The 24003-nt window shown below is 69.0% G+C and carries 23 protein-coding genes, 1 pseudogene and 1 riboswitch; of the genes and pseudogenes, 14 read left to right on the top strand and 10 right to left on the bottom strand.

What is annotated here, in order from left to right; all coding sequences use genetic code 11:
- Positions 1 to 8: 8 nt before the first annotated feature.
- Genes BW733_RS05620 through thrC form a run of 3 tightly spaced genes read left to right on the top strand, consistent with a single transcriptional unit; the run spans position 9 to position 3330 of the window.
- Complete coding sequence (locus tag BW733_RS05620; RefSeq protein ID WP_077348678.1) at positions 9 to 974, top strand: ATP-binding cassette domain-containing protein; 966 nt, start codon at positions 9 to 11, stop codon at positions 972 to 974.
- Positions 974 to 1858, top strand: coding sequence for an ABC transporter permease subunit (locus BW733_RS05615; RefSeq protein ID WP_077348676.1), 885 nt, complete (start codon positions 974 to 976; stop codon positions 1856 to 1858). The genes BW733_RS05620 and BW733_RS05615 overlap by 1 nt, the downstream gene beginning before the upstream one ends.
- A 50-nt stretch (positions 1859 to 1908) precedes the next feature.
- Positions 1909 to 3330, top strand: a complete 1422-nt coding sequence (gene thrC / locus BW733_RS05610) for a threonine synthase (protein WP_077348674.1) — start codon at positions 1909 to 1911, stop codon at positions 3328 to 3330.
- 19 nt (positions 3331 to 3349) lie between these two features.
- Here thrC and BW733_RS17775 read toward each other — a convergent pair whose 3' ends face one another.
- A complete protein-coding gene (locus BW733_RS17775) occupies positions 3350 to 3556 on the bottom strand; it encodes a hypothetical protein (RefSeq protein WP_152024581.1) in 207 nt (68 codons plus the stop codon).
- 28 nt (positions 3557 to 3584) lie between these two features.
- Positions 3585 to 3689: pseudogene (locus BW733_RS20035) on the bottom strand (hypothetical protein); the annotation flags it as partial.
- Between the two features lie 105 nt (positions 3690 to 3794).
- Here BW733_RS20035 and BW733_RS05605 point away from each other — a divergent pair.
- A complete protein-coding gene (locus BW733_RS05605; RefSeq protein ID WP_077348672.1) occupies positions 3795 to 4430 on the top strand; it encodes a DUF1707 SHOCT-like domain-containing protein in 636 nt (211 codons plus the stop codon).
- A 1-nt stretch (position 4431) separates the two neighbouring features.
- Here BW733_RS05605 and BW733_RS05600 read toward each other — a convergent pair whose 3' ends face one another.
- The gene (locus BW733_RS05600; RefSeq protein WP_077348670.1) at positions 4432 to 5160 is read right to left on the bottom strand and encodes a hypothetical protein; all 729 of its coding nucleotides are present in this window, start codon (positions 5158 to 5160) and stop codon (positions 4432 to 4434) included.
- Between the two features lie 221 nt (positions 5161 to 5381).
- On the opposite strand from BW733_RS05600, the gene dnaK reads away from it, so the two are divergent.
- From dnaK to BW733_RS05580, 4 genes are all read left to right on the top strand, one after another.
- Complete coding sequence (gene dnaK / locus BW733_RS05595) at positions 5382 to 7250, top strand: molecular chaperone DnaK (protein WP_077348668.1); 1869 nt, start codon at positions 5382 to 5384, stop codon at positions 7248 to 7250.
- A gap of 83 nt (positions 7251 to 7333) precedes the next feature.
- Positions 7334 to 7774, top strand: a complete 441-nt coding sequence (locus BW733_RS05590; protein WP_418361344.1) for a nucleotide exchange factor GrpE — start codon at positions 7334 to 7336, stop codon at positions 7772 to 7774.
- Between the two features lie 37 nt (positions 7775 to 7811).
- Positions 7812 to 8978, top strand: coding sequence for a molecular chaperone DnaJ (gene dnaJ, locus BW733_RS05585; protein WP_077348664.1), 1167 nt, complete (start codon positions 7812 to 7814; stop codon positions 8976 to 8978).
- 4 nt (positions 8979 to 8982) lie between these two features.
- Positions 8983 to 9402, top strand: a complete 420-nt coding sequence (locus BW733_RS05580) for a heat shock protein transcriptional repressor HspR (RefSeq protein WP_077352761.1) — start codon at positions 8983 to 8985, stop codon at positions 9400 to 9402.
- Between the two features lie 40 nt (positions 9403 to 9442).
- Here the strand turns inward: BW733_RS05580 and BW733_RS05575 are convergent, their stop codons facing one another.
- Positions 9443 to 9850, bottom strand: a complete 408-nt coding sequence (locus tag BW733_RS05575) for a GntR family transcriptional regulator (protein WP_237268314.1) — start codon at positions 9848 to 9850, stop codon at positions 9443 to 9445.
- A gap of 96 nt (positions 9851 to 9946) precedes the next feature.
- Here BW733_RS05575 and BW733_RS05570 point away from each other — a divergent pair, with 96 nt between their 5' ends.
- On the top strand, positions 9947 to 10897 hold the full coding sequence (locus BW733_RS05570) for an L-lactate dehydrogenase (protein WP_202970295.1): 951 nt from the start codon (positions 9947 to 9949) through the stop codon (positions 10895 to 10897).
- Between the two features lie 490 nt (positions 10898 to 11387).
- A complete protein-coding gene (locus BW733_RS05565) occupies positions 11388 to 12071 on the top strand; it encodes a hypothetical protein (RefSeq protein ID WP_077348660.1) in 684 nt (227 codons plus the stop codon).
- A gap of 61 nt (positions 12072 to 12132) precedes the next feature.
- Here BW733_RS05565 and BW733_RS05560 read toward each other — a convergent pair whose 3' ends face one another.
- Positions 12133 to 12816, bottom strand: a complete 684-nt coding sequence (locus BW733_RS05560; protein WP_077348658.1) for an NUDIX hydrolase — start codon at positions 12814 to 12816, stop codon at positions 12133 to 12135.
- Positions 12817 to 12910: 94 nt separating this feature from the next.
- Between BW733_RS05560 and BW733_RS05555 the strand changes: the two genes are divergently transcribed.
- From BW733_RS05555 to treS, 3 genes are all read left to right on the top strand, one after another.
- On the top strand, positions 12911 to 13915 hold the full coding sequence (locus tag BW733_RS05555) for an SPFH domain-containing protein (protein WP_077348656.1): 1005 nt from the start codon (positions 12911 to 12913) through the stop codon (positions 13913 to 13915).
- A gap of 7 nt (positions 13916 to 13922) precedes the next feature.
- Positions 13923 to 14795, top strand: a complete 873-nt coding sequence (locus BW733_RS05550; protein ID WP_077348654.1) for an NAD(+)/NADH kinase — start codon at positions 13923 to 13925, stop codon at positions 14793 to 14795.
- A 114-nt stretch (positions 14796 to 14909) separates the two neighbouring features.
- A complete protein-coding gene (gene treS, locus BW733_RS05545; protein WP_237268313.1) occupies positions 14910 to 17207 on the top strand; it encodes a maltose alpha-D-glucosyltransferase in 2298 nt (765 codons plus the stop codon).
- A 77-nt stretch (positions 17208 to 17284) separates the two neighbouring features.
- On the opposite strand, the gene BW733_RS05540 is transcribed toward treS, so the two are convergent.
- Entirely contained in the window at positions 17285 to 19846 is a 2562-nt protein-coding gene (locus BW733_RS05540; RefSeq protein ID WP_077348650.1) for a glycogen/starch/alpha-glucan phosphorylase, read from the bottom strand.
- A 179-nt stretch (positions 19847 to 20025) separates the two neighbouring features.
- Between BW733_RS05540 and BW733_RS05535 the strand changes: the two genes are divergently transcribed.
- On the top strand, positions 20026 to 20448 hold the full coding sequence (locus BW733_RS05535; RefSeq protein WP_077348648.1) for a hypothetical protein: 423 nt from the start codon (positions 20026 to 20028) through the stop codon (positions 20446 to 20448).
- 396 nt (positions 20449 to 20844) lie between these two features.
- On the opposite strand, the gene BW733_RS05530 is transcribed toward BW733_RS05535, so the two are convergent.
- The 4 genes from BW733_RS05530 to thiM all read right to left on the bottom strand — a co-directional run bounded on the left by BW733_RS05530 (position 20845) and on the right by thiM (position 23872).
- Complete coding sequence (locus BW733_RS05530; protein ID WP_077348646.1) at positions 20845 to 21528, bottom strand: TenA family protein; 684 nt, start codon at positions 21526 to 21528, stop codon at positions 20845 to 20847.
- Positions 21525 to 22394: a bifunctional hydroxymethylpyrimidine kinase/phosphomethylpyrimidine kinase gene (thiD, locus tag BW733_RS05525; protein ID WP_077348644.1), complete on the bottom strand. Its 870-nt coding sequence runs from the start codon at positions 22392 to 22394 to the stop codon at positions 21525 to 21527. Before thiD ends, BW733_RS05530 begins: the two co-directional genes overlap by 4 nt.
- Positions 22391 to 23068, bottom strand: a complete 678-nt coding sequence (gene thiE / locus BW733_RS05520; protein WP_077348642.1) for a thiamine phosphate synthase — start codon at positions 23066 to 23068, stop codon at positions 22391 to 22393. Before thiE ends, thiD begins: the two co-directional genes overlap by 4 nt.
- Positions 23069 to 23872, bottom strand: a complete 804-nt coding sequence (thiM, locus tag BW733_RS05515; RefSeq protein WP_077352757.1) for a hydroxyethylthiazole kinase — start codon at positions 23870 to 23872, stop codon at positions 23069 to 23071. It lies immediately after the preceding gene.
- A riboswitch (TPP riboswitch) is annotated at positions 23861 to 23955 on the bottom strand. It overlaps the preceding gene by 12 nt.
- Positions 23956 to 24003: the final 48 nt, after the last annotated feature.

The raw sequence follows: 24003 nt of genomic DNA, 5'->3' as shown, positions 1-24003 counted from the left end.
TCGCCGGTATGTCTGCCGTCCCCTGGAATCAGCGCGCCTCCGAGTGGGCGATCCAGGCGACGGACCTCACTAAGCGCTACGGGGGTAGGGCCGTCCTCGACGGGCTCAACCTCAACGTCCCGCGCGGTGGAGTGCACGGCCTGCTCGGACCCAACGGGTCTGGCAAGACGACCTCCATCCGGATCATGCTCGGGCTGGTGCGGGCAAACGGAGGAAGCGTCGAGATCCTCGGCCACCCCATCCCGAAGGCGCTGCCGAGGGTGATCGGGCAGGTCGGCGCGATCGTCGAGTCGCCGAAGTTCTCGCCGCGCATGTCTGGGCGGCACAACCTGAACGTGCTCGCCGACTCGATCGGAGCCCCGCACCGCCGGGTCAGCGAGGTGCTGCTCGAGGTCGGCCTGACCGCCGACGCCGAGCGCCACTTCACCACCTACTCGCTCGGCATGAAGCAGCGCCTCGCGATCGCCGCGACGCTGCTGAAGCGCCCCGAGGTGCTGATCTTCGATGAGCCGACCAACGGCCTCGACCCCGTCGGCATCCACGACATCCGGGCCACCATGCGCGGGCTCGCCGACGCGGGCCGCACCGTGCTCGTCTCCTCGCACATCCTCTCCGAGATCGAACAGATCGCCGACTCCGTCTCGATCATCGCGCGAGGGAGGGTGGTAGCCGAGGGCTCCATCGCGGACTTCCTCAGCGACGGCGCGCCCCACGTGCGGGTCCGCCTCGAGCGTGCCCTCGAGGCGACCGACCTGCTGCGTGCCGCGGGTTGGAAGGTCGACACGGACGAGTCCGGGCTCCGGGTTTCCGCGCGCGACAGAGGGGTGCCCGATGCCGCCGTCATCGCCGAGACCCTCGGCCGGGTGGGGCTCTGGCCCCAGGAACTGACCACGGAACGCAGGAGCCTCGAGCAGGTGTTCCTGCACCTGACCTCCGGTGCCCACCTCGGCAGCTCGCAGTCGGGGAGGCGCTGATGTTCACCAACCTGATGCGCTCCGAGCTCTCCAGGCTGCGCTACCGACGCCGCGCCTGGGGCAGCGTGATCCTGGTCATCCTCGCCGGGGTGTTCCTCCCGGCGTCGTGGGCCGACCAGATCCGCCAGCCAGGCAGCCAGGAGATACTGCTCGCCCAGGTCGACCTGGTCAGGATGCAGGCCACTGGCGAGTGCCCCGACTGCACCTTGGACAACGTCGTCTACTTCCTCACCTTCGACGAGGCGGTCGTCACCGTCCTGCCACAGGCAGCCCTCGTCCTGGCGTTCATCGCGTTCATGATCGTGGTCACCTATGTCGGGGCCGACTTCACGTCCGGGGCGCTTGCGACGCAGCTGACCTTCACGCCGCAGCGCGGCATCCTGCTCGCTGCCCGCACGCTCGCCTGCGGGGTGCTCGGGGCGGTGCTCACGCTGGTCGGGATCGGCACGACGGTCGCCTCCATGGTGGTCAGTTACATGGCGGTCAACGGGATCGGGTCGATCGGGCCCGCGCATGGCCTGCTCGAGTTGATCGCCTCGACCATGTTCTACGGGTTCATCGTCGGCCTGATCGCGGCGCTGGTCACCTTCACCATCCGCAGCACGCCGCTGTCGATGGCCGCGGCGGTCGCCGTCCTCGTGGTCAACCTGCTGATCGACGACATGGGCGTGGCCGGTCGCGACGCGTGGGTCTACCACCTGCTTCCCTTGCGCAACGCCATCGCCATGATCTACGGCCGCTCCGACCTGACCGACCCGTTCACCGACGGCCCCAACTTCGGCGTGGTCACCCGCGGGGAGTCGCTGATCTTCCACCTCTGCGTGATCGCGGTGCTCGCCGTCGTGGCCGGCCTCGTGTTCGAACGACGCGACGTCAAGGGCTGAGCCTGGTCAGCGGCCCGATCGTCGTGCGCGTCCCCACTAGAATCCGTGCCATGCGTTACGTCTCCACGCGCTCGGCCGCCCCGGGCAAGCCGTTCAGCGACATCCTGCTCGAGGGGCTCTCGGCCGACGGCGGTCTCTACCTGCCGGAGAGCTATCCGCAGGTCTCCGCGGAGACCCTCGGACGGTGGCGGACGCTGCTGGCCGAACAGGGCTACGCGGCGCTGGCGTTCGAGATCGTGCGGCTGTTCGTCGACGACATCGACGAAGCCGACCTGCGCGCCATCGTCGAGCGCGCTTACGAGCCGGGCAAGTTCATCGACCCGGGGGTCGTGCCGGTCACCGAGCTGTCGGGTGGGCTGTGGCTCGCCCACCTCAGCAACGGTCCCACCGCCGCCTTCAAGGACATGGCGATGCAGCTGCTCGGCGAGCTGTTCGAGTACGAGCTCGAACGAAGGGGCCAGAGCATCAACATCGTCGGCGCGACCAGCGGCGACACCGGCTCGTCTGCCGAGTACGCGCTGCTCGGCAAGCCTGCGGTGCGGGTCTTCATGCTCTCGCCGAAGGGGAGGATGACGCCGTTCCAGCAGGCGCAGATGTTCTCCATCGACGATCCGGGCATCGTCAACATCGCCGTCGACGGGGTGTTCGACGACTGCCAGGACATCGTCAAGCAGCTCAACTCCGACCCCGAGTTCAAGTCAGCCCACCGGCTGGGCGCGGTCAACTCGATCAACTGGGCCCGCCTGATGGCCCAGATCGTCTACTACTTCGCCGCCTGGCTGCAGGTCTCTGACGGGGAGCCGGCCAGCTTCGCCGTCCCGTCGGGCAACTTCGGCAACATCGCGGCAGGCCACATCGCCCGCGAGATGGGACTGCCCATCCACCGCCTGATCCTCGCCACCAACGAGAACAACGTGCTGGAGGAGTTCTTCCGCACCGGCGCCTACCGCGTGCGCGACGCGAACGAGACGCTCGCCACGAGCTCGCCGTCCATGGACATCTCGAAGGCGTCGAACTTCGAGCGCTTCGTCTTCGACCTGCTCGGCCGCGACCCCGGCCGCACCGCGGAGCTGTTCGGTGAACGGCTCCCGCAGGACCGCGCCTTCGACCTGGCGGACTCGGACGAGTTCCGCGGCCAGGTCGAGCGCTTCGGCTTCGTCTCCGGCGCCTCCACCCACGCCGACCGGCTCGCCGAGATCAGCCGCGTCTACGACGAGGACCGGGTCGTGATCGACCCGCACACCGCCGACGGGGTGCACGTCGCCCGCGAATCAGGGGTCGAGGGGCCGATCATCGTGCTGGAGACGGCGCTGCCGGTCAAGTTCTCCGACACCATCGTCGAGGCGATCGGCATGGTGCCACCGCTTCCCGCGCGCTTCGAGGACCTGATGGACCTGCCGCGTCACGTCATCGACGCGCCCAACGACGCCGCCGCGGTGCGCGCCATCATCGAGGAGCGCGCGGGCGTGTAGTGGCGGTCGCGGCCCGAGCTCAGCTGAACCGCACGATGTTGTTTGCGATCACCTTCTTCGCGAAGGCGACGGACTGGCTCGGGTAGGTGATGCCGGGGGTCGGGGCGTTGGCGAAGCCCATGGTGCCCAGGTTGAACACGCCGGCCTTTGATGCCGCGACGTAGTAGGTGATGTCGCTCCAGCCCTGCCTGGAACGTCGTGGTCGTCTCCGGGGACTGGATCGCATCGAGTTCGGCGACTTTGCAGGACGTGACCCTCGTGTTGTCCGCGTTCCAGCGGATCCGGCAGTACATGGTGTCCGAGCCGAGGAAGACGAGGTTGATCCCCCAGTCGCGCAGCGTCTGCAGGTTGGTGCGCATGGCGAGCGACCAGTACTCGTCGTGGCCGAGCGTGACCAGCGCCCGCGCCCCGCCGGGTTTGACCGCGGGGCTCGTTGTGGCACGGTCGCGCCCTAGGGTTGAGCCATGGAAGAGCAACTGCCACAGCGTCGGATCCGGGCCAGCGACGCGGAGCGTGACCAGATCCTCACCGTCGTGCAGCGCGCCTATGAGGCGGGAAGGCTCGATCTCTCCGAGATGAAGGACCGCCAGGACCTCGCCCTGCGGGCCACCTATCTCGACGACCTCCCCGAGATCGTGGCGGACCTTCCGGAGGGGAGGGGGCTCGCCCCGCTCGGTGAGGGCGCCGTGGTCGAGCCGGTCGAGGACTACCGCACGAGCGTCCCGGAGACCGCCCCGAGCGATGCAGGCTTCACCATGTCGGTGATGTCCGGCCGCGACGTGCGCGTGGAGTCGGGAACCCGGACGCTGAGCAACTTCGCCTGGTGGGGAGGCAACAACTACGACCTCACCGACGCCATGGGCCCGGGACGGATCGTCACGCTCACCCTCAACGCCGTGATGGGCGGCAACGACATCGTCGTCCCCGAGGGGGTGCGCGTGGTCGACCAGTCGCTGGCGATCATGGCGGGCAACGACATCGAGCGCGAGGCGTTGGGCGACGGCTCGAACGGCACCCTCGTGCTCAAGGGCTTCCTGTGGTGGGGAGGCAACAACGTCCGGGTCGCGGGCGAGGACGTCCGCCGGAGGCGGCGCCGCTGAGTCAGGCGTCGAGCAGCAGCGGCAGCTGCATCCGCTGGGCCTGGTGCGTGAGCTCACGGAAGACGGCGAGCCCGAACACGCCCCAGGCGGTCAGGTACTCGGGCGCCTGCTCCGGGGTGGGCGGCCCGTCGACGCCGGGCCCACCGAGCAGCAGGGCCTCCGCGAGGGCAGAACCGGGCACGCCGAGCCCCTTGCTCAGGGTGTCGAGCTCGTTCTCCAGCAGGTCGAGGGTGCTCATCGGCACCATCTCGCCCTGGAAGCCGCTGCCGGTGAAGGTCGCGGAGAGGCCGGCGAGCGGCAGCCACCACTGAGCCCCGCCGAGCAGGCTCGGGAACATGGCGCTTCCGTCCTGCTGGGAGGCCTGGAATGCGGCGGAGGCCTGGAAGTCGGCCGGGTCATCGGTGGCAGAGGCAAGCTGCGGCCGCTCGAGCCGGGCGGCGAGGATGAGCAGGGCGCCGTAGCCCAGCCAGTGCGGCTGGTCCGTCGCGTAGGGGGCGTCCGGGTTGTCGTCCCACGCCTTCTCCACGCCGAGCGCCTCGGTCATGGCGCTCTGCCAGGAGTGGACCATCTCGACGACCTCGTCGGTGTCGGGCGCGTCTTCGGGGGTGGTGTCGTCGAGCCGGATGGTGGTGAACTCGATGCCCTCGGCCTCGGCGGCCTGGGCCATGACGGTCTTCCAGTCGCCGGTCAGGTAGCGCGTGAAGGGGCCCACGTAGATGTCCAATCCCATGCTCCGATCCTTGCAGGACAGGCACGACTACTCCAGACACGCGCCAGAAGTTTCGCCCGATCCGGGAATACCCATCCACGCGGGGCCGTTTTACTGATAAACCAACTTGAGTCCATCCGGCTCAACCTGAAACTTGAGCGTGACTGACTCATATGCTTAACTTGAGTCAACCCCGCTCAAGGGAATCGAAGCAGAAACTTATCCATCCAGGAGGAATCCACATGGCTCGTGCAGTAGGTATCGACCTCGGCACCACCAACTCGGTCGTCGCTGTCCTCGAGGGCGGCGAGCCGACTGTCATCCCCAACGCTGAAGGCTCGCGCACGACGCCGTCCGTCGTCGCGTTCACCCCGTCCGGCGAGGTCCTCGTCGGCGAGGTCGCCAAGCGTCAGGCGGTCACCAACCCCGATCGCACCATCCGCTCCGTCAAGCGCCACATGGGCACTGACTGGCAGGTCGACATCGACGGTAAGCAATACCGTCCCCAGCAGATCTCCGCTTTCGTGCTGCAGAAGCTGAAGCGCGACGCTGAGGCCTACCTCGGTGAGTCGGTCACCAACGCCGTCATCACCGTCCCGGCCTACTTCGGCGACGCCGAGCGTCAGGCGACGAAGGAGGCCGGCGAGATCGCGGGCCTGTCCGTCGACCGCATCATCAACGAGCCCACCGCGGCCGCCCTGGCCTACGGCCTCGACAAGTCCGACCTCGAGCAGACCGTCCTGGTCTTCGACCTCGGTGGCGGCACGTTCGACGTCTCCCTGCTCGACATCGCCGACGGCGTGTTCGAGGTCAAGGCCACCAAGGGCGACAACCGCCTCGGTGGTGACGACTGGGACGCCGTCGTTGTCGACTGGCTCGTCACGCAGTTCAAGAACAAGAACGGCATCGACTTGTCCAAGGACAAGATGGCCCGCCAGCGCCTGCAGGAGGCCGCCGAGCGCGCCAAGATCGAGCTGAGCTCCGCCTCGGAGACCACGATCAACCTGCCCTACATCACCGCCTCGGCGGAGGGCCCGCTGCACCTCGACGAGAAGCTGACCCGCGCTGAGTTCCAGCGCATGACCCAGCCGCTCCTCGACCGCTGCCGCGCGCCGTTCAACGCGGTCATCTCCGATGCGAAGACCTCGGTCGACAAGATCGACACGGTCCTGCTCGTCGGTGGCTCGACCCGCATGCCCGCCGTCGCTGAGCTTGTCAAGGAGCTGACCGGTGGCAAGGAGCCCAGCAAGGGCGTCAACCCGGATGAGGTCGTCGCACTGGGCGCTTCGCTTCAGGCCGGCGTGCTCAAGGGCGAGGTCAAGGACGTGCTGCTGCTCGACGTCACCCCGCTCAGCCTCGGCATCGAGACCAAGGGTGGCGTGATGACCAAGATCATCGAGCGCAACACCACGATCCCGACCAAGCGTTCCGAGGTGTTCACCACGGCCGAGGACAACCAGCCCTCCGTGATGATCCAGGTCTACCAGGGCGAGCGCGAGTTCGCGCGCGACAACAAGTCGCTCGGCAACTTCGAGCTGACCGGCATCCTTCCTGCCCCCCGCTCGGTCCCGCAGGTCGAGGTCACCTTCGACATCGACGCCAACGGCATCGTGCACGTCGCGGCGAAGGACCTGGCCACCGGCAAGGAGCAGTCGATGACCGTCACCGGCGGCTCCGCCCTCGGCAAGGACGACATCGACCGCATGGTCAAGGACGCCGAGGCTCACGCCGAGGAGGACCGCAAGCGTCGCGAGGCCGTCGACATGCGCAACGAGGGCGACGCGCTCGTGTTCCGCACGGAGAAGCTGCTGAGCGAGCACGCCGATACCATCGGCGAGGACGTCAAGGCCCCCGTGGTCGAGGCGACCGACAAGCTCAAGGAGGCCCTGAAGGGCGAGGACAACGACGCGGTCAAGGCTGCGATCGACGACCTCAACACGAAGGCCGCATCCATGGGTCAGGCGATCTACGCCGCGGCCCAGGCGAAGGCTCAGGAGTCCGCTCCTGCCGACGGCGAGGGTGCGGAGACCGGTTCTGCCACCGAGGGGGACTCGGGTGACGGCGATGTCGTCGACGCTGAGATCGTCGATGAGGAGAAGGAAGACAAGTGACCGATTCGCATCAGGATGCGGACCGCGCAACCACGGGTGAGGGCGTCGACTCGGCGCCCTCACCCGAGGGCGTTGAGCAGGACGTGACGGCAGAGCGCGAGGCTCAGCTCGAGCAGCTGATCTCGGAGCGCACCGCCGACCTGCAGCGCCTTCAGGCGGAATACATCAACTACAAGAAGCGCGTCGACCGCGACCGTGACCTCGCCCGCCAGGGCGGTGTCGAGTCGGTGCTCACCGACTTCATGCCGGTGCTCGACGCGATCTCGCTCGCCAAGCAGCACGGTGACATCGACGGAGGATTTCGTCTGGTCGCCGAGGAGCTGGACAAGGTGACAGGCAAGCACGGCCTCGTGGCCTTCGGCGAGGTGGGCGACGTGTTCGATCCCAACCTGCATGAGGCCCTCATGGCCGTGCCGCTCGAGCAGCCGGTCGACATCGTCACCGTGTCGCAGGTCATGCAGCAGGGCTACCAGCTCAAGGGTCGCGTGATCCGGCCGGCGCGCGTGGCCGTGGCCAACCCCTGATCCCAGCAGTCGTCATCAGAAAGGAGATGAGCGGGAAATGAGTACGAAGGACTGGCTCGAGAAGGACTACTACAAGATTCTCGGCGTCTCCAAGAGCGCGACGCGTGTGGAGATCAAGAAGGCCTTCCGCAAGATCGCCCGGGAGAACCATCCCGACGCGAATCCCGGAGACAAGAAGGCCGAGGCACGCTTCAAGGAGGCCTCTGAGGCCAACGCGGTGCTCAGTGACGCCGAGAAGCGCAAGGAGTACGACGAGGCACGCAGCCTCTTCGGTGGCGGGTTCAAGTTCAACCGGGGCGGGCAGCCCTCGGGAGGCGGCAACGCTGGCTTCGAGGACCTGTTCCGCAACGCCGCAGGCGGAGGCAACGCAGGGTCGTTCAGCGACATCTTCGGCGGCCTCTTCAACGGCGGCGGCCCCACCACCCAGCGACGCGCGACCCAGCGTGGCCCGCGCCGCGGGGCGGACATCGAGGGCGAGGCGACCATCTCGTTCGAGCAGTCGGTGGAGGGCGCGACGATCTCGCTGCGCACCATCTCCGACGAGCCCTGCCCTTCGTGCCGCGGGACCGGAGCGAAGGCGGGCACCCTTCCCCGGGTGTGCCCGGGCTGTGAGGGTTCCGGCATGCAGACCACCCAGGCGGGCGGCGTGTTCCAGATGAGCGAGCCGTGCGTCGAGTGCCTCGGCCGTGGCCTCATCGTCGACGATCCGTGCCCCACCTGTGACGGGTCGGGCCGCGGCAAGTCGTCGAAGACCATGCAGGTGCGCATCCCCGCGGGTGTGCAGGACGGTCAGCGGATCCGGCTGAAGGGCAAGGGGGCCGCAGGCGAGAACGGCGGCGCCTCCGGCGACCTGTACGTGCTCGTCCACGTGTCGCCGCACAAGCTCTTCGGCAGGAGCGGGAGCAACCTCACGCTCGACGTTCCGGTGACCTTCACCGAGGCCTCCCTCGGAGCCGAGATCGAGATCCCGACGCTGCAGGGCCGCAAGGTCAAGCTGCGGATCCCGGCAGCCACCCCGAACGGGCGCACCATGCGCGTGCGCGGCAAGGGCGCACGGAAGTCCGACGGCTCGATGGGCGACCTGCTGGTCACGATCAAGGTCGAGGTGCCAGACGGCCTGTCGCCGGAGGCGAAGGCTGCGCTGGAGGAGTACGCGGAGAAGGCCCACCAGGCCAACCCGCGTGAGGCGCTGTTCGGCGCGTGATCCGATGAGCCAGCATCTGCAGCCCTTCGATCCGGAGGCCGCGGTCTTCCCGGTGTCGGTGGCCGCGTCCCTGGCTGACATGCACGCCCAGACCCTCCGCGGCTACGACAGGCTCGGTCTGGTCGTTCCCCAGCGGGCCCGCGGGCGTGGCCGTCGCTACTCGCTGCGCGACATCGCGCGGCTGCGCCACGTGCAGAACCTGAGCCAGCAGGGGATCAACCTCGAAGGGATCCGTCGGATCCTCGCCCTCGAGGCGGAGGTCGACTCGCTGCATGGACAGGTCGAGCGCCTCGCCGACATGGTGCGTCGCCTCCGGGAGGAGGACGGCGCGAGCCGCGTGTTCACCGCCGAGGCGTCGGGAGCCGTCCACACCGGACGGTTCCGGCCCGCCACGCCGAGGGCACTGCCGCCGTCTGTGAGCTGAACTGAGTGAAGGGGCCCCGCGACCACCGTTAGAACCCGTCTCAGATCGCGGGGCCCTTCGCGTGTCCGGCCCAGAGCAGTTGGCGCACGGTGCCGAGGATCGCGTCGTCCCCGAGGCCGAGCCGTCGCATCGCGCGCACGTAGTCGAGCGTCAGTTCGCCCGCGCGGAGCGCCGCTGCCTCGTCGACCGGGGCGATGTCGGCCACGACGGTGCCGGCGCGACCTGCGGTCACGACGTAGCCCTCCGCCTCCAGCTCGCGGTAGGCCTTGGCGACGGTGTTGTTGGCTAGACCCAGCGTTGCGGCAAGTGTCCGCACGGCAGGCAGCTTGGTCCCTGCGGGGAGAAGGCGACGCATGATCTGGTCGATCAATTGCGTTCGCAGTTGCTGATAGGGCGGCTCGGCGCCGTCCTGGTCGATCCGCAGGTCCGGCTCGCCTCGCTCATCCACGGGGCCAAATCTAGACCAGCCGGTCGCCCGAGGCGGGCAGCTTCGTGCGCGCCGTAGGGATAGGATGTGAGGCGGGAAGACTGGGAGGAGCCTCACGTGAAGAAGCGAAGCGGAAGCAAGCTGTCGGTGGTCGGGGCGGGGGCGGTCGGCACGTCACTCGCCTACGCGGCCCTGATCCGGGGAGCGGCCTCCGAGGTCGCCCTGATGGACATCAACGAGAAGAAGGTCAGGGCAGAGGCGCTCGACATGGCCCACGGCAGCCAGTTCCTGCCCCCGGCGAAGATCGAGGGCTCCGATGACGTCGCAGTCACCGCCAACTCCGACATCGTCGTGATCGCGGCGGGCGCGAAGCAGCAGCCTGGCGAGACGCGGATGGACCTCGCCGAGAAGACCGTCTCACTGATGAAGAAGATCGTCCCCGGCCTCGTCGAGCAGTCGCCCGAGGCCGTCTTCATGCTGGTCACGAACCCGGTCGACGTCACCACGCAGGCGGTGCTGAAGATCTCCGGGCTGCCGGACGGGCAGGTCTTCGGGTCCGGCACCGTGCTCGACTCCTCGCGGCTGCGCTGGCTGGTCGCGCAGGAGTGCGACGTCGCCATGAGCAACGTGCACGCCTACATCTGTGGCGAACACGGCGACTCGGAGATCCCGCTCTGGTCCACCTCCACCATCGGTGGCGTGCCGCTGCGGCAGTGGGAGGAGCAGACCGGCCAGCTGAGCTTCCAGCGCCGCAAGGAGATCGCGGAGCGGGTCGTCGGCGCGGCGTACGAGGTGATCGAGGGCAAGGGGGCGACCAACTACGCGATCGGCCTCGCGGGCACCCGGATCATCCAGGCCGTGCTGCGCGACGAGCACCTCGTCCTCCCGGTCAGCTCCATGCTGCACAACTGGCACGGGATCTCCGGGGTGTGCATGTCGGTGCCGCAGATCGTCGGCCGCGAAGGCGTGATCAAGCCGCTCGAACTTCCGGTCTCCGCCCAGGAACTGGTCGGCCTGCAGAACAGTGCCGACCACATCCGCACCGTCGCCGCGAGCCTCGGCTTCTAGCGGTGGCCAGCCGACGCAGCCTTACCGCCAGGTCGCCGTCCCAGTAGCGGGCGGCCAGACGGATCACGTAGCACGTCTCGCGGGTGACCCTGCCCGTGGCGGAGGAGGCCACGATGTCGTGCATGGTTCCCCGATCGGACGCCGGCCCGATGGCGAGCGCGCCCACCGCCGCTTCGAAGAGGTAGCCGGACTGGTCAAACCGCGGCCGCAGGAGCGCGAAGTCCGTGAGCAGACGCACCGCAGCCGGATCGCCATGGCGCGCGGCACGGGTCCGCCCAGAGCGGACCGACCGCCCGGTGACAGCCATGCCAATCCAAACGTCGCGCCGCAGCTGAGTCGGCGTTCGACAGTGTGAGCGCGCTCTGCTTCATCCGGCAAGGATAGTGGGCCGCTCAGGGGCGTGTCAGGGATGATCCCAGGGGCATTTCCCTACTGGGCGGGGCCCACTCGATGCACACTGGATAGGGAGACCACGCGTATGAGGAGCGACATGAGCGACTACAACCAGCGACCCGACAACGAGCACAACTTTGACGACGAGGCCGCCTACGTCGAAGCCGAGAGCATCGACGAGCCCGTCGTCGATCCGCACGAACCCATCGTCGACGCGGGTGACGCACCCGGCGAAGAGGCGAAGGCGGAGGGCCACGACAAGCTTGAGAAGGCGACCGTCGAGCTGAACCAGCTCGCCGAGAACCTCGCCCGGGCGGCGGCGGACGCCGCCTACGCCACCATCGGCCTCGTCGGCCTGGTCAGCGACCGGGTCAAGGAGTTCTACGCCGACCAGAAGAAGCACTACGCCGACGAGCACCCCGACCTCGAGGGTGAGCCTGAGGCCAAGCACGTCATCTCGCGCTTCGGCGAGCAGGTCGACCGCTTCGTCGGCGACATCGGCACCACGATCCGCGACCTCGCCGATCGAGGCCGCGCCTCCTCGAAGGTCGCAGCCGAGGACGCTGCGGACAAGGCAGCCGACCTCGCGGACAGGGCAGCCGCCAAGGCAGCCGACCTGGCTGACAAGGCGGACGAGGGCGCCCACCGCGCCGCCGACAAGTTCGGCGACTCCGCACAGCGCGCGGCTGATGCGTTCGGGGAGAAGGCCGAGTCGGCCTCCGAGCGGGTCGACGACGTGGTGGACAAGGCGGACGATCCGCGCCTGCGTGACCAGTGGTGAACTGACCAACCGATGAGGCCCGGCCCCCGAAAGGGGGCCGGGCCTTCGTCATCTCGCGGGGTCAGGCCTGCGTTGCCCTGGTGATCGGTGGGTTCAGCGTGTCTAGTGAGCCGCGACGGTACAGCTGGGCAGGGCGGCCGCCGTCGACGGTGCTCGTGCGCCCGGTCGGCTCGAGGAAGCCAGCGCTGCGGGTGACCTTGCGGTGGAAGTTGCGGGGGTCGAGCCGGTGTCCCCAGACGGCCTCGTAGATGCCACGCAGCTGGGCGACCGTGAACTCCGGAGGGCAGAACGCCGCGGCGAGAGGGGAGTACTCGAGCTTCGCGCGTGCCCGTTCGATGCCGTCGGCGAGGATGCGGTCGTGGTCGAAGGCCAGCGTGAGCCGGCCGGCCTCGAAGTCCTCGACCGGTCGCCAGGCCGCGGCGGCCGCGTCCGTGCCTGCGGACGGGTCGCGCATTTCGGGCACGAGGGCCAGCCAGGCGACGGTGACCGTACGGCCGCGCGGGTCGCGGCCAGGCTCCCCGTAGGTGGCCAGTTGCTCCAGGTGGACGCCGGCGCCGATCGCCGTCTCCTCGGCGAGCTCACGATAGGCGGCGGCCTCGAGGTCCTCCTCGGCGCCCACGTAGCCCCCGGGAAGGGCCCAGTCGCCCTGGTAGGGCGGGTACTTGCGCTCCACCACCAGCACCTGAAGGCGGTCGTCGCGGATCGTGAGCACGACCAGGTCGACCGTGACGAAGAACTCCTGCATGCCGCAACCCTACCCCAGACTTATCGTCAGATTGACATCGAACCCGGACAGCGCTTATCGTCAATAACACGATAAGTGTTCTGAGGAGACCACGATGGCAACGATCACCCGCTTCCCCTTCGTCCGGCACCTGCGAGGGACCGCGACGACCTACACCGAGTGCCTCACCAACGGCCGTCGCAGCAACGCAGGCGTCGGTGCGAGTTTCTGGTTCCGCCCGCTGACCTCTGCGATCAGCGAGATCCCGATCGACGACCGGGAGCAGGAGGCGGTCGTGCGGGTGCGCACCTCCGACCTCCAGGAGATCACCGCCCCGGCCACGATCACCTACCGCTTCGCCTCGCCCTCCCAGGCGGCCACCCGCGTCGACTTCTCGATCGACCCGGCGACGGGGGAGTGGCTCGAGTCCCCGCTCGAGACGGTGGGTGCCATGATCCATGGCGCCACAGCCGCCGCCGTCACCGGCATCCTCACCGGCTACTCCCTGCGCGAGGTGCTCGGCAGGGACGTCGCGGACCTGGCCGACGAGGCGCTCGCGAGGCTGCGGGCCGACCAGCGGCTCACCGCCATCGGGATCGAGGTGATCGGCATCCGGTTTGCCCTGCTTCGGCCCGAGCCGGAGGTCGAGCGCGCGCTCCAGCTCCCCGCCCGCGAGCAGGTGCAGCAGGAGGCTGACAAGGCGACGTTCGAGCGGCGCGCGCTCGCCGTCGAACGCGAGGCCGCCATCGGCGAGAACGAACTGGCGAACCAGATCGAGCTCGCCCGCAGGCAGGAGCAGCTGATCACCCAGAAGGGAACCAATGCGCGCCGGGAGGCGGAGGACGCCGCACGGGCCGACAGCGTCCGCGTCAAGGCCGAGGCCAGCCGGGCCGCGACGCTCTCGGAGACGAGGGCGGAGGCGACAAGGCTCCTCGGTGCTGCGGAGGCCGACGCCGAGGCGGCGAAGCTGACCGCCTACAACGCGGCGGGCCGCGACGTGCTGCTCGCCCTCGCGCTGCGCGAACTGGCGGCGAACCTCCCGAAGGTCGACCAGCTGGTGCTCACCCCGGACCTGCTCACCGGGATGCTCGGCAAGCTGACCGCCGACAAGCAGGACTGAGGCCGTCGTGGCGAGCCCGAGGGTCGTGGTGGTGCACCGAGCCACCGAATACGAGGAGCTGCTGGCGCGGCACGGGACGCGGGGGCAGGCGGCATTCTTCCTGGCCAACCGCGGCAGGAGCCTCGACGAGCTGGAGCGTCGACATGAGGCGCAGGCCGCGGCGAGGGCAAAGGTCGCGGCGTCCATCCCGGCCGACTGGCGACGCGCGGAGACGGAGCGCTCCGAGGTCAACCGCTTCGTCTTCGGCCCGGAGGATGTCGTGGTGGTCGTCGGTCAGGACGGGCTGGTCGCCAACGTCGCCAAGTACCTGGCTGGTCAGGTCGTGATCGGCATCAACCCTGGCGGCCATGCCGGGGTGCTCGTGCCGCACCGTCCAGAGGACTGCGCCCGGTTGCTCGCCTCGGTGGCGACCGCCCGCCCACGGGAGCGCACGATGGTCTCCATCCGCACCGACGACGGCCAGGAGTTGACCGCGCTCAACGAGATCTACCTCGGCCAACCGACCCACCAGTCCAGCAGGTACCGGCTCGAGGTGGGCGGCCGCGCGGAGCGGCAGTCGTCGTCCGGGGTGATCGTCGGGACGGGAACCGGATCGACCGGCTGGTGCGCCTCGCTGCAGCGGGTGGTCGACCCGCAGAGCCCGCTCCCGGGCGCCGACGAGGCCGCGCTCGCCTGGTTCGTCCGCGAGGCGTGGCCCTCGCCAACCACAGGCGTCGAACTCACCAGCGGCCGGCTCGGGCCGGGGGAGGAGCTTGCCCTCGTCGTCGAGTCCGACACGCTGGTCGCGTTCGGCGACGGCATCGAGGACGACCGCCTGACGCTCGGCTGGGGGCAGCGGGTCGTGATCTTGGCCGCGGGCAGGTCGCTGCGGACGCTCTGATCAGCCGATCGTCTCGACGACGTCGCCTTCGGCATCCCTGATCCTTCAAGGCTGGTGGCTCAACCTCGGCCACGAGGCCATAGGCTGGTTCCAGACGGAATGGAAGGACCTGAGTTGAGCGAGCCGATCGAAGAGCACGAGCCTTACACCGACACGATCCCGATCCCCGCCCCGGGCGTCGCGGACACGTACCCCGCGGTGGCCGAGGCCGTCGAGCATGAGGTCAACTTCGACGAGGCCTTCTACCCGGCGAGGCCCCGCAGCCTGAGGCCGAAGGCCCGTCGTCGGCTCTCCTTCACCGGCTCCCTCACCCCTCCGTTCGAGCCGGTGGCCACCAACAAGGCCTATGTTGAGTGGCTGGTCAACCACTCCATGCTGGGCGACGCCAAGACGATGGCGCGCCAGCTCTCCGGGCAGCCGGAGATGTGGAGCCAGGCCTACGCCAGTCCCCACCCGCGCGGCGCCGTCGACACGGCGTCGGTGTGGTTCACCGCCTATCCGCTCTCGCAGATCACCGGCGACGGCGAGTCCTTCCTCGCGGGCCTCGGCTCCGAGGCGCTGTGGTCTGCCTTCGCGCGGATCGGCATCCGCGCCGTGCACACGGGCCCCGTCAAGCTCGCCGGAGGCATCTCCGGCTGGAAGCAGACGCCGTCGATCGACGGCCACTTCGACCGGATCTCGATGACCATCGACCCACTCTTCGGCAACGAGGACGACTACCGCTCCATGCATGCCTCCGCGGCGGCCCACGGCGGCACCGTCATCGACGACCTCGTCCCTGCCCACACGGGCAAGGGCGCCGACTTCCGGCTCGCCGAGATGAACTACCGCGACTACCCCGGCGTCTACCACATGATCGACATCCCGCAGGAGGCCTGGCACCTGCTGCCCGAGGTGCCGCCGGGCCGCGACTCGGTCAACCTCGACGCGGAGGCCGAGCGTCGCCTGAAGGACGCCGGCTACATCATCGGCGAGCTGCAGCGCGTCATCTTCTACGAGCCGGGGGTGAAGGAGACCAACTGGTCGGCGACGGCGGAGGTGCTCGACACCGACGGCGAACCGCACCGCTGGGTCTACCTGCACTACTTCAAGGACGGGCAGCCGTCGATCAACTGGCTCGACCCGACCTTCGCGGGCATGCGGCTGGTGATGGGCGACGCCCTGCACGCCCTGACCGACCTCGGCGCGGGCGGGCTGCGGCTCGACGCCAACGGCTTCCTCGGCGTCGAACGCGCAAGCGAGGACGACGAGGGTGGCGTCGCATGGTCGGAGGGCCACCCGCTCTCCGTCGCTGCCAACCAGCTGATCGGGTCGATGGTGCGCAAGGTGGGTGGCTTCACCTTCCAGGAGTTGAACCTGTCGATGGATGCCATCCGCGCCACCTCGGCCGCCGGGCCCGACCTGTCCTACGACTTCGTCACCCGCCCCGCCTACCAGCACGCGCTCGCCATGGCCGACACCGGTTTCCTGCGGCTGACGCTGCGCGAGGGGTTGGGGATCGGCATCGACCAGGCCTCGCTGGTGCACGCGCTGCAGAACCATGACGAGCTCACCTACGAACTGGTCCACTTCGCAACCGTGCACCGCGGCGACACCTACCGGCTCGGGGGCGTCGACTATCTTGGCGCCGACCTCGCCGAGAAAATCCGCGACGACCTGCGCCGCCGGATCGCCGGCCCGGCCGCGCCCTACAACGCGATCTTCACCCAGAACGGCATCGCGTCGACGACGGCCTCGGTGATCACCGCGAGCCTCGGCATCTCCGACCTGAGCACCATCACCGACGAGGACCTGCCCCGGATCCGCGACGCGCACCTGCTGCTCGCCGCCTACAACGCGCTCCAGCCGGGAGTGTTCGCGCTGTCCGGTTGGGATCTGGTGGGGGCGCTCCCCGTCGACAGGGATGACGTCGCCGAGCTGATCTCCGGAGGAGACACCCGCTGGATCGAGCGTGGCGCCTTCGACCTGATGGGGTCGAACCCTGACGCGGCCCGCTCGGCCTCCGGCCTTCCCCGCGCGCGGACGCTGTACGGTCCGCTGGGCGCCCAGCTCGAGGATCCGGACTCGTTCGCGAGCAGGCTCGCCTCGATGCTGCATCTGCGCGAGGCCCACGGCATCGCCACCGGCACGCTGCTCGACGTGCCCGAGCCCGACGACCACGCGATCCTCGTGCTGGTCAACCGGCTCGCGATCGGCGCCGTGCAGCTCAGCGTGTTCAACTTCTCCGAGCGCGACGTGGCTTCGGTCGTCCGCTCGGCTGAGCTTCCCGCCGGTGCGACCGTCGTCGACCTCGGCACCTCCGAGGAGGTCGCGGTAGTCGAGGCTGACGGCGAAGCAGGCAGCTTCGAGGTGCGGCTGCGTCCGTTCGGCTTCCAGGCGCTGATCCTCAAGGACGTCCCCGCCTCCGAGTGACGCAGCGTCGGTCATCCGCCCGAAACGAACCGGGCCGCCACCCAGCAGGGTGACGGCCCGGTTCTGTGTGTGACGGATCAGATCATCGGCGTCGTGTGCCAGATGCGCTGCAGATAGTCGCGCATCGCACGGTCCGAGCTGAAGTAGCCGGTGCGCGCCACGTTCAGGATCGCGGAGCGGGTCCACGCCTCCTGGTCGGCGTAGCGCTCCTCGACCTTCGCCTGGGCGTCGATGTAGGACTGGAAGTCGGCCAGCGCCATGAAGCGGTCCTCGTTGAGCAGGTTGAACACCACCGAGTCGAACTGGTGCTGGTCGCCGTCGGAGAAGTGGCCCGAGAGGATCAGGTCCAGCGCCGAGCGAAGCTGCTCGTTCGACTGGTAGTAGCTGCCCGGGTCGTAGCCCTTCGCGCTGAGCTCGGCGACCTGCGGCTCGTTCATGCCGAACAGGAAGAAGTGCTTGTCGCCGACAAGGCGGCGGATCTCGACGTTGGCGCCGTCATCCGTGCCGATGGTGAGCGCGCCGTTGAGCGCGAGCTTCATGTTGCCGGTGCCGGAGGCCTCCATGCCCGCGAGCGAGATCTGCTCGGACAGGTCGGCTGCCGGGATCAGCTCCTCGGCGAGAGTGACGTTGTAGTTGGCCGGGAAGGCCACCTTCAGGCGTCCCTCGAGCTCGGGGGCCGCGTTGACCTTCGCCGCCACCTTGTTGATCAGGTAGATGGTGTCCTTGGCTATCTTGTAGCCGGGGGCCGCCTTCGCGCCGAACACGACGGTGCGCGGCGTCAGGTCGGAGGCCGAGAGCTTCCCCGAGGTGACCTGCTCGTACAGGCTGACGATGTGCAGCAGCTTCAGCGACTGGCGCTTGTACTCGTGGAGCCGCTTGACCATCACGTCGAGCAGATGGCCGTCGGGCAGTTCGATGCCGTCGCGCGCCTTCAGCAGGGTGGTCAGGCGGGTCTTGTTGGCCGCCTTGACCTCGCGGAACTTCTCCTTGAACTCCGGGTCGTCCGCGTAGGGCTCCAGCTCCTTGAGCCGCTCGAGGTCGGTGACCCAGCCAGAGCCGATGGCGTCGGAGATCAGGTCGGAGAGGCGCGGGTTGGCCAGCTTCACGAAGCGGCGCGGGGTGACGCCATTGGTCACGTTGGTGAACTTGTCCGGCCACAGCTCGGAGAAGTCGGGCAGCACCTTGTCGCGAAGCAGCTGCGAGTGCAGCTCGGCGACGCCGTTGACCTTGCTCGCCGCGACGGTGGCCAGGTAGGCCATCCGGACGCCTCGCTCGGGGTGTTCCGCGATCATCGACATGCGGCGGGCGCGGATCTCGTCACCGGGGAACGCCTCGCGCACGTCGTCGAGGAACTCCTCGTTGATCTGGTAGATGATCTCCAGGTGGCGCGGGAGCAGGCGACCGAGCAGCTCGGTCGGCCACACCTCGAGAGCCTCGGGAAGCAGCGTGTGACACGTGTAGTTGAAGCAATGACGGGTGACCTCCCACGCCTCGTCCCACGCGAAGTCGTGCTCGTCGATCAGGAGCCGCATCAGCTCAGGAACGGCGATCACCGGGTGGGTGTCGTTGAGCTGGTAGGTGATCCGCTCTGGCAGGTTGTGGAGGTCGAAGTCCTCCTCGAGCTCGTTGTCGATGAAGTCGCGCAGCGAGCAGGCCACGAAGAAGTACTGCTGCTGGAGGCGCAGCTCCTTGCCCTGCGGGGTCGAGTCCTCCGGGTAGAGCACCTTCGAGATGTTCTCGGCGAAGGTCTGCGCCCGGACGGCCTGCGCGTAGTCGCCGGAGTTGAAGATCTGCAGGTCGAAGGCCTTCGTCGCCTGGGCCGACCAGAGGCGCAGCGTGTTCACGCGGCCGTTCAGGTAGCCGGGGACCATGTAGTTGTAGGGCACGCCCAGCACGTTCCACGCCGGGACCCAGCGCGTGCGCTCCTTGCCGTCGGCACCGGTCGCCTTCTCGGTGTGACCGCCGAAGTTCACCTGGACGGAGGCCTCCGGGTGCGGGAACTCCCAGGGGGAGCCGAGCGCGAGCCACGTGTCGGGCTGCTCGACCTGGCGTCCGTCCACGAAGGTCTGGCGGAAGATGCCGTACTCGTAACGGATGCCGTAGCCGATGCACGGGACGTCCATCGTCGCGAGGGAGTCGATGAAGCACGCGGCGAGGCGACCGAGGCCACCGTTGCCGAGGCCGGGCTCGACCTCCTGCGCGCGGAGGGTGGCGAGGTCGAGGCCGCACAGTTCGAGGCCCTTGCTCGCGACCTCGTTCAGGTCGGTCGCGAGAAGGGCGTTGCCGAGCTGGCGCCCGAGCAGGTATTCGGCCGACAGGTAGCCGATCGTCTTCGCCTTCGCCTCGCGGGTCTTGCGGCCGGTCTCGAGCCAGCGCGCCATCAGGTAGTTCTTGACGGTGCTCGCGAGCGCGAGGTACTGGTCGTTGACGCTCGAGCGGGAAAGCGTCACCCCCTGGTTCGTGTTCAGTTCATGGAGGAATTCGCGCACGAATCCGTCGACCGAATGCGAGGGCATGCCCACCGGCGCTGTCGCCAAGGGGTGGGTCGGTGTCGACGCTGGGCCGAAGCTGCGGGTGTCGGTGTTCGGGGTCTCGTCGGCCGGAAGCGTCGTCCCGACCGGCTGCTCAATCTCTGGCATGCCCTTAGAGTAATTGGCACGATCCAATCTGGTCCATACCGGGGCGTGTCACGAGACGTCCGGGAGCGGGAAAGCCCCGTGTTCTGCAGAAAACGTGCAACCAGATCGTCCGCTCGTGACGAAGAAGGGGTTCGTGTTCGACAACCTGGTCCGCTTCGCGGACCAAGACCAATTTCGGCGTGGCCCAGCACTACGGCAACAGCGACCTGCTCAGCGGGCTGGGGGTCGCGGTGATCGACATCGCAGGCGACGTCGCGGTGACGAACCCGAAGATCATGACCGACAAGGGAGCCCACGCGGGCATGACCATCGGCCAGTTCAAGGCCCTCTACGGGTCGGCGTTCAAGGTCGTCAAGAAGACCAACTACGGCGTCACGCAGTACCTCGGCTCTGTGAAGGTCGGCGACCGCGAACTCATGTTCCGCGTCGACGGCCGAGGCGACGCCCACGCCGAGCACCCCGCTGAAGGACTCCGACAAGGTGATCGAGATCACCTCCCAGAACTACCTGACCGACGTCAGCCACGGCGGCTGCTGATCCCGAAGCCATCCGAGGGCGGTCGCGCGCAGGTCGTGCGGCCGCCCTCGACCCTTGCCTGGTGACCGGACCGGAGTGGCACCTGCGTCTCATGCCGGGACTCACTTTCCTCCTGACTACCGGTTTTCCGGTTCGTGACGCGACGCGACGTGGCATCGTCGTGGCCATCGTCTAAGGGGGATGACATGGGACCAAGCGGCTCCGGGGGATGCTGACGGCAGTGGCGCGCCCTGTACGGGTCGGCCTTCCGCACCGTCGCGAAGGACAACTACGGCGTCACCCAGTACTTTGGCTCGGTCCGCTCCGGCGGCCGCGAACTGCTGTTCCGGGTCGAGGGCGGCCCCGACGGCCACGGCGGTCGCTGGCACGCCCCGCTCCAGGCGCCGAAGCCGGGCGACGAGGTCGTGGAGATCTCGGCCGGACCGTTCACCGACGAGGTGTCCTACGACGGCTGCTGAGGCTCAGGGCAGCGGCCACGCTTCCAGCGCATAGGAGCGCGCCCAGAACTCGTGCTCGTACCAGGTGGCGGCGGCGAAGATCTCCGCCATGGCGTCGCGGGTCTGGTCGTCGGCCGCCTCGGCCGCGTCGTCCATCAACGAGATGGCGGTCACCGTCGCCTCGCGGAAGGCCGGGTCGTCGTAGGCGGCCGCCCATGCTCCGTACGGATGCTCGGCGATCGTCGCCGCCGTCCCGGCGAGCCGTTCGCCGACGTCGGCGTAGACCCAGTAGCAGGGCAGCACGGCCGCGACCCCGACGGCGTAGGGCTCGTAGGCCGCCGCCGTCTGGAGCAGGTTCACGTAGGCGCGCGTCGTGGGGGAGGCGGCTGCGGCGCGCGGCTGACCGGCGAGACGGGGATCGGCCATCAGTGTGGCGTGCAGGTCGACCTCGGCCGCGACGGCGCCGCTCGCGCTCACGGCCCAGAAGGCCGACGCCTCCGCAGTCGGTGCCCTTGTGGCGAGCATGGCGAGTGCGCGCGCGTAGCCGCGCAGGTAGAAGTCGTCCTGCGCGAGGTACTCGGCGAAGCGGTGGGGCTCGAGCGAGCCGTCGGCGAGTTCTGCGAGGAGAGGGAGGGCGTCGATCGCCCGACGGGTAGGCTCCGTCTCCTCCCAGACGCGGCGGCTGAAGGAGCGGGTGGTCCAGGTCACAGCCTCACCTCGAACGACTCGAAGCCGAGCTCCGAGCGGCCGACCAGATGGTCGACCGGACCGTGCCCCGTCTCCGGGCTCCGGCTCAGCCGCCAGCGAGCGCCGGAGGCGATGGCGCGCAGCAGGTAGTCGCGGGCCTCCTCGACGGCCTCGAGGGAGACCCCGGAGGCGATGGTGTGGCCGCGTCGTGCGGCACAGGCGGCGATGGCGGAGCTGAGGGTGCAGCCCGTGCCGTGGGTGTTGCGGGTCTCCACCCGGGGGCCGCTGAGCAGTGAGGTGGCATCGGCCGTCGCGTAGACGTCCGTCATCACCTCGCCTTCGAGATGGCCACCCTTGACGAGGGCGGCACGGGCGCCGAGCTCGCGCAGGGCGAGCGCCTGGGCGGTGAGGTCGTCGGTGTCGCGGGCGGGCTGGGTGCCGAGCAGGACGGCGGCCTCGGGGGCGTTCGGGGTCACCACGTCGGCCAACCGCAGTAGCCGTTCGCGGACGGTGGCGATCGCGTCGTCACGCAGCAGCTTGTCCCCAGAGGTGGCGACCATGACCGGGTCGAGGATGACCAGGCCGAAGTCGGCCCTCCGCCGTTCGAGCAGGTCGGCAACGGTCGAGGCGACCGCTGCGTCGGAGAGCATGCCGAGCTTCGTCGCGGCGACGGGGAGGTCGTCGATGATGGCGACGATCTGGTCGCGGACGAGGTCCGGGTCGACTGGGTGGGCCGCGAGCACGCCCTGGGTGTTCTGCACGGTGAGCCCGGCGAGGGCGGCCGCGCCGTAGACGCCGAGCGCGGTGAACGTCTTGAGGTCGGCCTGGATGCCTGCGCCGCCGCTCGGGTCGGAGCCGGCGATGCTGAGCGCGATGGCTGGGTTCATGAGGTCCTCCACTGGGAGAGAAGTCGGGCGGCGGCCGCCCGTGGGGCCTGCGCGGCGGCGATCGCGGAGACGACGCAGATGCCGTCCACCCCGGTCGCGATCACGTCGGCCGCGTTGTCGAGGTTGATGCCGCCGATGCCGACGGTGACGGCGCGCCCGGCGGTGGTGTGCACGATCCGGCGGGCGCCGTCGAGGCCGAGTGCGGGGTCGGTGTCCTTCTTCGTCGGCGTCGCCCACACGGGGGAGATGCCGAGCACGTCGGCCGTCGGGTCGGCGAGCTCGGCGGCCAGCTGGTCGTCGTTGGAGATGGACAGCCCGATCAGGGTGTCCTCGCCCATCACGTGGCGCGCGTGTTCGGGATCGCCGTCGCTCTGCCCCAGGTGCAGGTGCAGCCCGAACCGGTCGGCGATGGAGAGCCGGTCGTTGACGAACACCGCCGCCCTGCGGCCGGTGGCGTCGAAGGCGCGGTCGGTGGCAAGGATGCAGTCGCGGGTGAGCTGGGCGAACTCGTCGTCGGTCATGGTCTTGTCGCGGATCTGGATGACTCCGGCGCCGCCGAGGACGGCCTGCTCGACGACGTGTGCGACGCGGTCGGGGCCGCCGCACAGCGCGGTGTCCGTGACGAAGTAGAGCCGCCAGTCGATCTTCGCGGCCTCATCAGGTCTCGCCTGCATTCACGCCTCCGTGATCGTGGTCCACTGACCGATGTCGCCGGGCTTCCAGCCGTGCAGCGCGTCGATCCACGCCGTCCGGAACGAGCCGGGCGAGACCGCCTCGTGGCCGGCGATCCTGCCTGCCATGCCGAAGAGGGCATGGGCGGCGACGACCGCGTCATGCTCGTCCAGGCCGGCCGGGCGGGCCGCCCCGAGACAGGCGGCGACGGTCGCGCCGAGGGCACAGCCGGTGCCGATCACCAGCGGCATCATGGCGCTTCCGCCGTCGATGCGGGTGACCCGGCCTGCGGAGACGACCAGGTCGACCGGACCGGAGACGGCGATTATCGCGCCGGTGTCGCCGGCGAGCTGACGGGCCGTGTCGAGCGCCGCCTCGGCCTCGTCCGTCGAGTCGACGCCTCGCCCACCTGAGCTCGTGCCTGCGAGGCCGAGGATCTCGGAGGCGTTGCCTCGGATGGCGGTGGGCCGGTCGGCGAGGAGGTCCCGGGCCAGAGCCGTCCGCACGGGGAGGGCTCCGACGGCGACCGGGTCGAGCACCCACGGCTTCCCCGCGGCGACGGCGGCAGGCGCGGCCCGGCGCATGCCCGCATGCTGTTCGGCGGAGCCGTTGCCGACGTTGACCAGAAGGGCCGAGGCGATGCCCGCGAAGATCTCGGCCTCCTCCGGCAGGTCAATCATGGCCGGTGCCGCGCCGATGGCGAGCAGCACGTTGGCCGTCACCTCCGGCACGACGGTGTTGGTCATGCAGTGCACCAACGGCGTTGTCCTCTGCAGTTCTTCGAGGACGGCGGTGACCTGGCTCATCTTGCTCCCTTCGCTAGCACGACCTAGATCAGGTGTTGCGGGTGTGATCTCAGCCCCCGTGTGGGGCACCCCGGCGCCAGCCAGCCTAGCAGCGCCACCCGGTTCGGTAACGGGAGGTGACGCCCCGGGCT

Source organism: Tessaracoccus flavescens (assembly GCF_001998865.1).
GTDB classification, from domain to species: domain Bacteria; phylum Actinomycetota; class Actinomycetes; order Propionibacteriales; family Propionibacteriaceae; genus Arachnia; species Arachnia flavescens.
The sequence above is the reverse complement of the archived record's forward strand: the minus strand, read 5'-3'. Positions and strand labels throughout refer to the sequence as shown.